This is a genomic window from Saccharomonospora sp. NB11, from assembly GCF_015910535.1.
In the GTDB taxonomy this organism is placed as follows: domain Bacteria; phylum Actinomycetota; class Actinomycetes; order Mycobacteriales; family Pseudonocardiaceae; genus Saccharomonospora.
Map to the genome: position 1 here is coordinate 21,871 of NZ_JACBJG010000015.1, position 11,962 is coordinate 33,832.

The 11,962-nt window shown below is 70.4% G+C and carries 10 protein-coding genes; 4 read left to right on the forward strand and 6 right to left on the reverse strand.

Annotation, left to right across the window (positions count from 1 at the left end):
* Positions 1 to 30: 30 nt before the first annotated feature.
* The 4 genes from JAV51_RS18955 to JAV51_RS18970 all read right to left on the reverse strand — a co-directional run bounded on the left by JAV51_RS18955 (position 31) and on the right by JAV51_RS18970 (position 6,071).
* On the reverse strand, positions 31 to 1,314 hold the full coding sequence (locus JAV51_RS18955; protein ID WP_197322188.1) for an MFS transporter: 1,284 nt from the start codon (positions 1,312 to 1,314) through the stop codon (positions 31 to 33).
* Between the two features lie 138 nt (positions 1,315 to 1,452).
* Positions 1,453 to 3,819, reverse strand: coding sequence for a cytochrome P450/oxidoreductase (locus JAV51_RS18960; protein WP_197322102.1), 2,367 nt, complete (start codon positions 3,817 to 3,819; stop codon positions 1,453 to 1,455).
* Between the two features lie 336 nt (positions 3,820 to 4,155).
* On the reverse strand, positions 4,156 to 5,481 hold the full coding sequence (locus JAV51_RS18965) for an amidohydrolase family protein (RefSeq protein ID WP_197322103.1): 1,326 nt from the start codon (positions 5,479 to 5,481) through the stop codon (positions 4,156 to 4,158).
* Positions 5,482 to 5,498: 17 nt separating this feature from the next.
* Positions 5,499 to 6,071: a CBS domain-containing protein gene (locus JAV51_RS18970; protein ID WP_197322104.1), complete on the reverse strand. Its 573-nt coding sequence runs from the start codon at positions 6,069 to 6,071 to the stop codon at positions 5,499 to 5,501.
* Positions 6,072 to 6,214: 143 nt separating this feature from the next.
* On the opposite strand from JAV51_RS18970, the gene JAV51_RS18975 reads away from it, so the two are divergent.
* From JAV51_RS18975 to JAV51_RS18985, 3 genes are all read left to right on the forward strand, one after another.
* On the forward strand, positions 6,215 to 7,417 hold the full coding sequence (locus JAV51_RS18975; protein ID WP_197322105.1) for an MFS transporter: 1,203 nt from the start codon (positions 6,215 to 6,217) through the stop codon (positions 7,415 to 7,417).
* 81 nt (positions 7,418 to 7,498) lie between these two features.
* Positions 7,499 to 8,287 (forward strand): putative hydro-lyase, encoded by a 789-nt coding sequence (locus JAV51_RS18980; protein ID WP_197322106.1) that lies wholly within the window; start codon positions 7,499 to 7,501, stop codon positions 8,285 to 8,287.
* A 146-nt stretch (positions 8,288 to 8,433) separates the two neighbouring features.
* Positions 8,434 to 9,792 carry an NAD(P)/FAD-dependent oxidoreductase gene (locus tag JAV51_RS18985; protein WP_197322107.1) on the forward strand — a complete coding sequence of 453 codons (1,359 nt, stop codon included), beginning with the start codon at positions 8,434 to 8,436 and terminating at the stop codon, positions 9,790 to 9,792.
* Here the strand turns inward: JAV51_RS18985 and JAV51_RS18990 are convergent.
* A complete protein-coding gene (locus JAV51_RS18990; RefSeq protein WP_231642682.1) occupies positions 9,789 to 11,111 on the reverse strand; it encodes a chloride channel protein in 1,323 nt (440 codons plus the stop codon). The two genes, JAV51_RS18985 and JAV51_RS18990, sit on opposite strands and share 4 nt — an antisense overlap.
* Before the next feature lie 72 nt (positions 11,112 to 11,183).
* A complete protein-coding gene (locus JAV51_RS18995) occupies positions 11,184 to 11,480 on the reverse strand; it encodes a hypothetical protein (protein WP_197322108.1) in 297 nt (98 codons plus the stop codon).
* 161 nt (positions 11,481 to 11,641) lie between these two features.
* Between JAV51_RS18995 and JAV51_RS19000 the strand changes: the two genes are divergently transcribed.
* Positions 11,642 to 11,947, forward strand: coding sequence for a GNAT family N-acetyltransferase (locus tag JAV51_RS19000; RefSeq protein ID WP_197322109.1), 306 nt, complete (start codon positions 11,642 to 11,644; stop codon positions 11,945 to 11,947).
* Positions 11,948 to 11,962: the final 15 nt, after the last annotated feature.

Sequence of the window (11,962 nt, forward strand, 5' to 3'; positions counted from 1 at the left end):
GTGGGGCCTTCCTCATGCTCGGGGGAGTGGTCAGCCCTCGACCTTGTCGAGGTCGACGCCTCGGCTCTCCCGGCTCGTCGCCACGGCGACGAACGTGATCGTCATCGTGATCACCAGGTACGCGATGACCGATCCGACGCCGTAGCTCTCGATGAGCCACACGGCGATGAACGGAGCCGGAGCACCGGCGAAGATCGACGAACCCTGGAACACCAGCGACGATCCGGCGTAGCGGTAGCGCGTGGGGAACAGCTCGGTGATCCACGCCGCCTCGGGCCCGGCGAGCATGCCGTGGAAGAACGCCCCCACGCACACCCCGAGCCACAGCATCGGCACGCTCTCGAACTGCACCAGCCAGAAGAAGATCGGTGCCCACGCGATCAACACCGCGGTCGGCACGAGCATGGCCTTCTTGCGCCCGACCCGGTCGGACCACGCCCCACCGCTGATCATGCCGACGAACTGGAACACCGACGCGAACGTCACCGCGAGGGTCACGTCACCGCGGTCGAAGTCGAAGTAGGTGGTGGCGTAGGCGATGACGAACGTCGTGTAGACGTAGAACGCGATGTTCTCGCCCAGCCGTTGGCCGAGCCCGTGCAACACCTGACGCGGACGCCGCAGGGCGAGCACGATGCTCGACTTCTCCTGTCGCCGCGCCGGCTGCGCCGCCACCTTCTCCTGGGCCTTGCGGAACACGGGCGACTCCTCGACGCCGCGCCGCACCCAGAACCCGATCACCAGCAGCGGGATGGCGAGCAGGAACGCGACGCGCCATCCCCACGACTCGAACGCCGCGTCGGTGGTGGTCATCGACAGCACGGTGATCACCGTGGTGGCCAGGACCGTGCCCGCGGGAGCGCCCGCCTGCGGCCAGGACGCCCAGAAACCACGTCGTTTCGGCTCGCCGTACTCGCTGACGAGCAGCACGGCGGCACCGAACTCGCCACCGAGCGCGAAGCCCTGGATCAGCCGCAGCAGCACGAGCAGCACCGTCGCGGTGATCCCGATGTCGTGATAGGTCGGCAGCAGGCCGATCGACGCGGTCGCGGTGCCGAGCAGCAGGAACGTCACCACGAGCATCGGTTTGCGACCGAACCGGTCGCCGAGGTGTCCGAAGACGACGCCGCCCAGCGGGCGGGCGACGAAGCCGAGCCCCTGGGTCGCCAGTGCCAGCAACAGGCTGGTGACACCGTTGTCGTTCGGGAAGAACAGCGGACCGAGCACGGTGGCGGCGAGCACGCCGTAGATGGCGAAGTCGTACCACTCCAGCACCGCTCCGGCCATGCTGCCGGTCAGGACCCGCCGGAACATGCGGGGTGTCGTGCCTCCGCCGGTGCTGCCCCCGTCGGCGCCGGTGGGGAATGAGTCAAGGGCTGATGCCACCTGAGGTTCCTTTCACCTTCGTACGGGCCGCCTCGTCGCGGCCCGGAAGTCGGGAGAGGGAGCCGGTCACAGCTCCACGGTGAGCGCGCTGCCGCAGGCGCGGGAGCAGCACGTCATCATCTTGTTGTTCAGTGCGCGCTCGGACTTGGTGAGGACCTTGTCGCGGTGATCGACCTCCCCGGCGGAGACGGCGACCTCGCAACTTCCGCACAGCCCTTCCTCGCAGTCGCTCGGCACGTCGATGTTCGCGGCACGCAGCGCGGCGAGGACGGTCTGGTCGGCGGCGACCTGGACCGTGATGCCGGAGTCGGCGAGCCTGACCTCGAAGGCGTGTTCCTTCTCGGGATCGAGTTCGGCGAGGTCGCTGGAGAAGTGTTCGACGCGCAGGGATTCCTCGGGCCAGTGCTCGGCGGCGTCCGCCAGGGCGTCGAGCAGCCGTTGCGGCCCGCACGCGTAGAGCTGCGTGTCCTCGCGCGGCTCGGCGAGCAACGACGCGACGTCGAGTCGGGTGCCTTCGTCGGAGACGTGCAGGACGAGCCGATCTCCGTGGTCGCGCACGGCCCGATCAAGCAGTGCCATCGCGCTCCGCGTCGTCCCGCAGTAGTGGAACTCGTAGTCCTTGCCCTCGCGGCGCGCGTGGTCGGCCATCGCCAGGATCGGGGTGATGCCGATGCCGCCCGCCACGAACAGGTAGCGCCGCGCGTCCGGGTCGAGCTTGAAGTGGTTGCGCGGCCCGCGCATCGACACGGTGTCGCCGACGGACAGTCGTTCGTGGACGAATCGCGAGCCGCCCCGGCTGTCCGGGTCCTTCAGCACCGCGATCTGGTAGCACGACCGGTCGTTCGGGTCGCCGCACAGGGAGTACTGCCGGGAGAGTTCCCCGAGTTGCAGGTCCACATGCGACCCCGGCGACCACGTCGGCAGCGGCCTGCCACGGACGTCGGCGAGGGTGAGCCGCACGACGTCGTCGGCCTCGGCGACGATGTCGCGCACCTCCATCGTGCGCGTGAGGGCCTTCGTGGACGGTTGTCCGATCTTGACGGTGAGGCGTCGGTCGAGGAGTTCCGGGTGGGCCCGCTCGGGGTTCTTCGCCGGGTCCCACTGCACCCACAGGTGCTCCGGCCCGCGGAAGGACGTGTTGGGCAGGTACGTGAACTCCTGGTCGGGCACCAGTTCGAGGTGCGGCAGCCGGGTCGTCAGCTCCTCCAGGAAGATCTGGATCTCCATCCGGGCCAGGTTCTTGCCCATGCACTGGTGGGCGCCGTAGCCGAAGCTCAGGTGGTCGCTGGCATTCTCGCGCCGCACGTCCAGCTCGTCGGGGTCGTCGAAAACGCGTTCGTCGTGGTTGGCCGACGTGTTGACGATGAGCAGCTTGCCGCCCTTCGGGATGTCGACGCCCCCGACCTGAGTGTCCTTCGTGGCCACCCGACGCCACGCGATGATCGACCCCGAGTAGCGCAGACATTCCTCGACGGCGTTGGGGATGAGGCTCTGATCGGCGCAGATCTCCTCCCACACCGCGCGGTTCTCCAGCAGCAGCTTGATTGCGTTGGTGGCGGCGAGCGCGGTGGTCTCGTGGGCGGCGACGATGCCCGCCATCATCATCGAGTGGAGGTAGGAGTCGGTGATGACGTCGGGCATCGTCGGCTGGAGTCGTAGGCCGTACTGCATCCACCCCGGCTTCGACGGGTCCTCGCGCATCTTGTCGAGCACCGCGCCCGCGTACTGCCAGAACTTCCCGACGTTCTCGGCGACGGCGACCTGCTCCTCCGGCGCGGGCCGACCCCACGTGTTCACGGTGTGCGCGACCGAGTAGCGGCGCAGGGTGGCCATGTCCTCCTCGGGCACGCCGAGGAAGTGCAGGGCGACGGTCAGCGGGATCTCGTAGAGCATCTCGTCGACCAGCTCGGCCTTGCCGCGATCGACGAAGCGGTCGACGTGCTCGCGGACCAGCCTGCGCACCATTGGCTCGTGGCGGGCGAGCGCAGGTGGGGTGAAGGGCTCCATCAGGGCGCGGCGACGCGGCATGTGCGCGGGCTCGTCCTCGTTCACGAGCGTGCGGCCCATGGCGTAGTCGTACTTGGCGAGCACGGCGTTGGCCTCGTCGCCGAACGGGGTGATCTTCTCCAGCACGTTGGCCGGGGAGAACGTGATGTTGTCGCGGAAGACCGCCTTGACGTCCTCGTACCGGGTGACCACCCAGTAGCCGAGCTCGGGGCTGTAGAAGACCGGCTCCTCGTCGCGTGACCAACGCAGGGAGCCCGGCGGATCCTGCTGGTAGGGCCCGGTGAACGGGTCGAACGCCGCCGCGTTGGCCGAGATCGGGCAGCCCGTGGGGCTCGACCGGGTGTGCTCGACGGGGCAGCCGCTCGCGCTCCCGGGCGTCTCGGCATGGTCCCTGTCGTCGGTGGCCATGACCGGCTCCGCACCCATAGGCGTCCCTCCATACAGCTCTGTACAGGGTGTTTACCTTTATCGAACACAAGTGTTCGGTAAGAGAATGCGGGCAGCCTAAAGTGAGCTGTGACTCCGGTCAAGGTTTCCGCCGCCCAGCGGCGTCGGATCGATGCCGAGCCGTTCGCCGGGCGTGTCCGCGCCCCACGACGCCGACATGCGTGCAGGGGACGGCAAGAAGCGTGCAGGAGACCGCATGACGTGCGCACAGGACGCCGACATGCGTGCGCAGGGCGCCGACATGCGTGCGCAGGGTGCCGACACGCGTGCGCAGGGGGCGGACACGCGCGCGTGGGGCGATGACACGCCCGGGAGTCAGGTCGGCAGGGTGTTCTTGTAGACCCGGCCGTCCTTGATGATCACGCGCAGGTTGGTGTGGGGGTCGCCGAGCAGGCTCAGGTCCCGCGTCGGGTCGCCTTCGACCAACAACACATCGGCCCACGCGCCCTCGGCGATCACGCCGAGGTGGTTGCGATGGGGAGTGTCGGTGTCTGCGCTGTCGTCGTCACTGCTGTCAGGTGCTTGGTACGGATCACGTTGGCCCGACAGCCGGAACAGCTCGGCGTTGCCGGAGGTGGCGATCTTCAGACCCGCCAGCGAGCTGCCGCAGAGCGTGGCCATCCGGGTGAGCATCTCGCTCTGTCTGTCGCTCTTGCTCGGGTCCAACAACAGGTCGGTCCCGAACGCGACCTTCACGCCGTGCGTCAGCGCCCACTCGAACGTCTGCCGCACCCCCGCGCACACCCGGCGGTTCTTCTCCGCCGACGCCGGGTTGGCGTAGTCGTGGTCGTCCTCGACGAACGGTTGGGTGCTCAGCCAGACGCCGTGGTCGGCCATGTGCTTGATGTCGTCCTCGGTCGCGAGCTGCCCGTGCTCGATCACCGCGACTCCGGCGTCGACCGCCCGTCGGATGCCCGCACCCGTGTAGACGTGCACGCACACGTAGGTGCCCCAGTCGCCGGCCGCCTCCACCGCGGCACGCATCTCGTCGGGGGTGAACTGGAGGACGTCCAACGGGTCGTAGGTCGACGCGACACCGCCGCCCGCCATCAACTTGATCTGCGACGCACCGCGTTTCAACTGTTCCCGGACCGCGGCGAGCACCTGCTCGCGCCCGTTCGCGACCCGCATGGCCCCGAGTTCCTCGGCGCGGGCCTGGGTTCCGCCGAGCAGTGTGGGCCGGTCGTAGACCATGCTGAAGTCGCCGTGTCCGGCGGTCTGCGAGATGCCGGCCTGGCTCGGATAGATCCGCGGCCCCGGCAGCACACCCGCGTCGATCAGTCGTTTCAGGTCGCTCGTGTCCCCCGCCATGTCGCGGATGGTGGTGAACCCGCGCATCAGCATCGCCTGCGCTTGGGCGGCGCCCGTGAGGTAGCTGAACCCGGTCCCTGCCGCGAGCAGCGCGGTGGAGGTCGCCCCGATCAGCATGACGTGGGCGTGGGCGTCGCTGAGACCGGGGATGAGGGTCCGGCCACCCGCGTCGATCACCACGTCGGCGTCGGTCGACGCGGGTTCGCCCGAACCGACGTGTGCGATCGTGCGGCCCTCGATCCGCACGTGCCCGGTCCGGACCTCGTCGTGGATGCCGTCGAAGATGCGTGCGTCGCGGATGAGAATGCTCGCTCGAGGTTCGGTCGGCATGGTGTGTCCTCCGGTGCTCAGCTCTCGACCTGCACGTCGCGGACGCCCGGCACCGTGCGCACGAGGCTGGTCACCACGTCGCGCTCGGCGGTGTCGACGAACTCGCCGCGGACGACGGCCACCCGGTCGTGGACCTCGGCGGTCCACCGCCGCTCGCTGCCGCTGTAGGCGTCGAGAAGTTCCTGTGCGTGCGAGGCGACGACGTCGTCCGGTCGCACGAGCGGTCGCAACACGTCCCGGCGGCTCACGATGCCGACGAGCACCCCGCCCTCCACCACGGGCAGGCTCCGGACGCGGTCGGTGAGCATGTGGCGGGCGATGTCGTCGACCTTGGTGCGCGGCGATACGACGTCCACGGCGCGGGTCATCACCTCACCGACCGTGCGTGCGGGGGCCGCCGTGGTTCGACGCATTCCCTCCGCCGCGCGGAGGGCGTCCACCTCGGTGAGCATGCCGACGACCCGCCCGTCGCCGTCGACCACGGGAAGACCGGCGAAGTTCCCCTCGGTCAGCTTCACCACCGCGTCCAGCAACGACGCGTCGGCCGTCGTCGTGACGACCGGCCTCGACATGATCTCCGACGCTTCCACGTGTTCACCCCCTCGCCACCCGAGACAGCGACGGAATTCCCGCCACGAGGGCGGTCGAAGCGGGGCTTAGGTCCCTCGTCGGCCCGAGCCCGGGCGACCACGGAGGGCAGGCGGTCGGGTGCCGAATGCGTAGGGTGGCGAGCATGACCACTGGCGTGCGGCATTCCCCCACGGTTGCCGAGCGGCGAGCCCGTGTCGCCGTGGCCGTTCTCTTCTTCACCAACGGAGCCCTCTTCGCCAACCTCCTGCCACGGTTCCCGGAGATCAAGGCGAGCCTCGACATCGGGAACACGGCGTACGGGCTGGCCGTCGCCGCGTTTCCCGCCGGGGCCGTCGTCGCGGGGCTCGCGGCCGGGGTGCTCGTCCGCCGCTGGGGCTCGGCTCCGGTGGCGGTGGGCGGAACCCTGTTGACCGGAGCGGGGATCCTCGTGGCGAGCGTGGCGGGTTCCGTGGAGCTGTTCGCCGGGGCGTTGTTCCTGGCGGGCGCGATGGACGCGATCACCGACGTCGGCCAGAACGCGCATGCGCTGCGGGTGCAACGGCGCTACGGACGGTCGATCATCAACTCCTTCCACGCCGTCTGGTCGGTCGGGGCGGTCACCGGTGGTGCGATGGCCGCGGGAGCGATCGCGCTCGAAGTGCCGCTCGGCCGTCATCTGGCGTTCGCCGTGGTGCTCTTCGCTGCCGTCGCCTGCGGGGCGTTGCGGTTCTGCCTGCCCGGCCGCGACACCGACTCCGGTGCCGACCACCCGAGTGTCCGCCCGACCCGAGAGCCCGGCGTGGAACGAGGACTGCGTCCGAGCGTGCTGCTCGCCGCGTTGGTCCTCATCGCCATGGCGGGGACCCTCGTGGAGGACGCGGGCAACTCGTGGGCCGCTCTCTACCTCTCCGACGCGCTGCACGCGCCGGCGACGGTGGCGGCCTCCGGTTACGTCGCGCTCGTCGGAGCCCAGTTCGTGGGAAGACTGCTCGGCGACCGGCTCGTCAACCGGTTCGGTCAACGAGCGGTGGCCCGAGCCGGAGGGGCGATCGCCGCGCTCGGCATGGGAACGGCGTTGGCGTTCCCGACCGTTCCCGGCACGGTCGCCGGGTTCGCGGCGGCCGGACTGGGCGTGGCCACGCTGGTGCCCGCGGCCATGCACGAGGCCGACGAACTGCCCGGGCTGAAACCCGGATTCGGTCTGACGCTCGTCTCGTGGCTCATGCGGGTCGGGTTCCTCGTCTCGCCGCCGCTCGTCGGTCTCGTGGCCGACGCGACGACGCTGCGAACCGGCCTGTGTGTCGTCCCCCTCGCCGGACTGCTGGTGGTCGCGCTCGCGGGGGTGTTGCGCGGTCGCGCCCGCTGATCGCGGACCGCGTCGCCGCGTCCGCGTGCGTCCCACCTACCCTGGCCCCCGCCCAGGTGCTCGTCGGAGAAGGGAATGGGGATGACCGTGGAGTCGTGGCGCTCGCTGACCCCGGAGCAGGCCCGCCGCACGCTGCGTGACGGCTACACCGGCACGACGTCGGGGTGGTGCGACGGCTGGGCGCAGGCCAACCTGTTGGCCGTTCCGCGCGAGCAGGCGTTCGACCTGATGCTGTTCGCCCAGCGGAATCCGAAGCCGTGCCCGCTGCTGGACGTGTTCGACCCCGGTGCGCGCAGCAGCGCGCGATTCCGTGGCGACATCACCACGGACCTGCCCGCCTACCGCGTGTACGAGAGGGGTGAGCTGGTCGCCGAGACGACCGAGGTCACCGATCTGTGGCGAGACGACCTGGTCGCGTTCCTGTTCGGCTGTTCCTTCAGCTTCGAGCGGGCGTTGACGGACGCCGGGATCGAGATGCGTCACACCACGGCGGGCAGGACGGTGCCGATGTACCGGACGTCGATCGCCTGCGAACCCGCCGGTGCGTTCTCGTCCTCGATGGTCGTGTCCTTGCGGGGCGTCCCGGCGAGTCGGGTTCCCGACGCCGTGCGCATCTGTTCCCGGTATCCCGCCGTGCACGGCGCGCCGGTGCATGTCGGCGACCCCCGCGTGATCGGCATCGACGACCTGGACACGCCGGACTGGGGTGAGCCGCCGATCCTGCACGACGGCGACGTGCCCGTGTTCTGGGCCTGCGGGGTGACACCCCAGGCCATGGTCATGGAGTCGCGCCCCGAGTTCGCCATCGCGCACGCGCCGGGCCGCATGGCGATCACCGACATCCGGGAAGCCGACCTGATCGTCCCGTAGCGCGAACGCCCGGCGCGGCGGGCCGGTTCGGGCTCCGTGGCCGCTGGGTCGTCGCCGGGTTTCCCACCGTGGCCGTGGTGGTAGTCGCTCGCCAGGCAAGCTGGTGTCCCGCGTGGTCGCCTTCCCGAGCGCACCAGGAGGAAGCCATGGAGCCACCGCGGATTCTGGTGATCGGTGGAGGGTTCGCCGGGGTGGAGTGCGTGCGCCTGCTGGAGCGGTTGCTGGCGCCGGACGAAGCCTCGATCACGGTGGTGGCGCCCCGCAACTACCAGCTCTACCTGCCGTTGCTGCCGCAGGTGGCGTCGGGGATGCTCACCCCGCAGTCGGTCGCGGTGTCGCTGCGCAGGGTGTTCCGCCGCACGCGCATCGCTCCCGGCCTGGCCCTCGGGGTGGACCTCGACGCGAAGGTGTGCGTGGTGCGCGGCATTTCCGGGCGCATGCGGGTCGAACCGTACGACTACCTGGTGCTCGCGCCGGGCAGTGTGACACGCACGTTCGACATCCCCGGGCTCACCGAACACGCGCGCGGGATGAAGACGCTGGCGGAGGCGGCCTATCTGCGTGACCACGTGATCGGTCAGCTCGACATCGCGGCGGCCGCGCCCAAGGACAAGAAGAAGGAGGCGCGGCTGCGGTTCGTCGTCGTGGGCGGCGGCTATTCCGGCACGGAGACGGCGGCGGCGTTGCACCGGCTGACGGCCGCGGCCGTGGATCGGTACCCGGGTCTCGACTCTCGCGCCATCAACTGGCACCTCGTGGACATCGCGCCCCGGTTGATGCCCGAGCTCGGCGAGGACCTGGGCCGGGCCGCGACGGAGATGTTGCGGCAACGAGGGATCGACGTCTCGCTCGGCGTGTCCGTGGCCGAGGTCGACTCCGACACCGTGACGCTCACCGACGGCCGGGTCCTGCCCTGCCACACCCTTGTCTGGACCGCCGGAGTGCAGCCGAGTCCGTTGATCGGCACGCTCGACGTGGACACCGTGCGGGGGCGGGTCAAGGTCAACGAAACCATGGACGTGCCAGGACGACCGGGGGTGTTCGCCATCGGCGACGCCGCCGCGGTGCCCGACGTCACCAAGGGCGACGACGCCGTCTGCCCGCCGACGGCGCAACATGCGCAGCGGCAGGGGAAGGCGGTCGCCCGCAACCTCGTCGCGGCCCTGCGGGGACATCCGATGCAGCCGTACCGGCACCGGGACATGGGGCTCGTCGTGGACCTGGGTGGCGCGGACGCCGTGGCGAACCCGCTGGGCGTGCCACTGAAGGGATGGCCCGCGCAGGCCGTCACGCGGGGATACCACATGTTGGCGCTGCACACGGGCGTCGCGCGAGCCAGGGTGATGACGAACTGGCTGTTGAACGCCACAGCGGGCGACGACTACGTGCGTACGGGCTTCCTCGCCGACCAACCGCCGATGCTGCGGGATCTGGAGGAACTCGACGCCTACCTCAGCGTGGAGGACATGCGTCGCTACGTCGAGACCGCCGAGGTGAGCGGTTAGGGCCGCGGCGTGTCGGCGGCCGGGTCGTCCGTCGCGGGTGACAGCCACGCCCTGAGCACGTAGGCCACCACGACCGACACGATCACCAGCGGCATCGTCGCCAGACCGCTGGAGAGCAGCAGCAGCGTCGCGAGCAACACCGACACCAGTGGTAACCCCAGCATGGTCACGCACAGCGCGCCGATCCCCATCGCGGCGGCCGGGACGGCGTCGAGCCCGGGCAGGTGCGACAGCGCCAGACCTCCGACGGCGCCCAGGAACATCGCCGGAAACACCGGCCCGCCGCGGAACGCGCCGAGCGACACGCCGTAGGCGAGTCCCTTGCAGCCCAGCAACAACAGCAGACTGCCGGCCGAGTACTCGGCGCCGTGGGCCAGCAACGGCCCCAGTGCCTCCTGACCGGAGAACAACACGTCACGGGTGCCCTTCGAGGTGAGCAGCGCGTAGAGGCAGGCCAGCAGTCCGACCTTCAGACCGGCCACTGCCGTGGCCACGACGACGTGATGCCGCGTCCACCGCGCCACCGGACGCGCGAGGCGACGGAGCGCGGTGCCCAGCAGCGCCGCCGCCACACCGATCACGATCGCCCACCCGAACTGGGCGAGGGTCAACTCCCGCACCGGCGGTAGGTCGGGGACCACGAGTGAGGGCTTCGCCAGGCCGGTGACCGAGTCGAGCCCGAGGAAGATGAGCGCGCCCAGGCCGGAGGCCAGCAGGCCGGGGACGAGCAGCACCGACGTCCGTCCCGCGGCCGTGCCCGCGGCACCGGCGACCTCCAGCAGCAGGAACGCGCCGAGCAGGGGCGAGCCGAGCAGCGTGCTGATCGCGGCGAAACTGCCCGCGGCGCCGATCAGCGCGACGGCCTGCTCGGGGGCGTCGCGTCGCAGCGCGCGGACCGCGAGTGCCGCGAGTCCTCCCCCGAGCGCGATCAACGGAGCCTCGGGGCCCAACACCGCGCCGAACGCGAGAGTGCCCAGCGCCGCGAGCGCGATACCGGGCAGGTGTCGGGCCGCGGGTGGACCGCCCGCCCGAACACCGTCCACTCCGGACTCGCCGCCGTCGCCGGGAAGGTGACGCACGACGAGCCCGACGACGAGCCCGCCGACGGTCACCATCGGCACGGGCCACCACACCGGCTCGGACCCGAGGCCGAGCGCGGACGGCAGCTCCTCGAACACCCACCGCTGCGCGTACGACGCGAGCTGCAGGAACCCGTACGCGAGGAGTGCGACGGGGACGCCGAGCAGCCCCGACACGGCGAGTGCGGCCAGGTAACCGCGGGACCGCAGCAACTGCCCGGCGGTGCGTGGAGTGCTCATGGCCGCTCCCGTCGTGGCCGTCGCGGTGTTCGCGACCGGAACGACCCGAGGCTCGCGTGAGGACGAGGCGACTCAGGCGCGTTCGAGCGCTCGGCCGAAGTCCCGGAGGAAGATCACGTGACGGTTGTGGGCGAGCACGTGGCCGGTGACGAGCACGGCCACGACCGGCCAGTCCACGACCCCCGCCACCCCGAGCGTCACGACACCGGCGAGATACGCGAGTTCGTCGGTGGGCGGCAACTCCAAGGTGCCGAGGAAGGGGACGGTGACACGACGGGAACTGTGCTCGGCGGCTTTGCGCATCGCCTCGGCGTTCTCCGTGCCGGTGTGAGGGACACCGGCTGTTCGCTGCGAAGTCCCGCTGTCCATGCCTTCAGTGTGCGGCGCTGTCCGCCTGCCCGCAGGTTCGCCGCGTCGCAGCGGAGGCGGCGACGGCCTGCCGGACACCCGTGACGTGCGTAGGCTCGATTCGCGAGGACCTTCGGGCTCGCCGTCTCGGCGAGCCGGGTGCGTCGAGGGGAGCGCGAGAGATGGCCGTGCAGGTGACCGACGTGCCCGAACGGCGACGCTTCGAGGCCCGGCGCGACGGGACGGTCCTCGGCATCGTGGCTTACGAGCGGATGAACGACGTGCTCGTCGTGACGCACACGAAGGTCGACCCCGCGCTGGAGGGTCGGGGAGTCGGGGGGACGTTGGTCCGATCGGCCCTGGACGAGGTGCGCGGCCGAGGTGGACAGGTACTGGTGCTCTGCCCGTTCGTCCGCTCGTGGCTCGAACGGCACCCGGAGTATCAGGACCTGGAGTACCAGCCTCCCGCGAGCACGGTGACGGACTGACGGGACGATGGTCGT

Coding starts and splice junctions, on each gene's coding strand:
- JAV51_RS18955 (WP_197322188.1), bottom strand. CDS start 1,314: ATGTTCCGGCGGGTCCTGACCGGCAGCATGGCCGGAGCGGTGCTGGAG.
- JAV51_RS18960 (WP_197322102.1), bottom strand. CDS start 3,819: ATGGGTGCGGAGCCGGTCATGGCCACCGACGACAGGGACCATGCCGAG.
- JAV51_RS18965 (WP_197322103.1), bottom strand. CDS start 5,481: ATGCCGACCGAACCTCGAGCGAGCATTCTCATCCGCGACGCACGCATC.
- JAV51_RS18975 (WP_197322105.1), top strand. CDS start 6,215: ATGACCACTGGCGTGCGGCATTCCCCCACGGTTGCCGAGCGGCGAGCC.
- JAV51_RS18980 (WP_197322106.1), top strand. CDS start 7,499: ATGACCGTGGAGTCGTGGCGCTCGCTGACCCCGGAGCAGGCCCGCCGC.
- JAV51_RS18985 (WP_197322107.1), top strand. CDS start 8,434: ATGGAGCCACCGCGGATTCTGGTGATCGGTGGAGGGTTCGCCGGGGTG.
- JAV51_RS18990 (WP_231642682.1), bottom strand. CDS start 11,111: ATGAGCACTCCACGCACCGCCGGGCAGTTGCTGCGGTCCCGCGGTTAC.
- JAV51_RS18995 (WP_197322108.1), bottom strand. CDS start 11,480: ATGGACAGCGGGACTTCGCAGCGAACAGCCGGTGTCCCTCACACCGGC.
- JAV51_RS19000 (WP_197322109.1), top strand. CDS start 11,642: ATGGCCGTGCAGGTGACCGACGTGCCCGAACGGCGACGCTTCGAGGCC.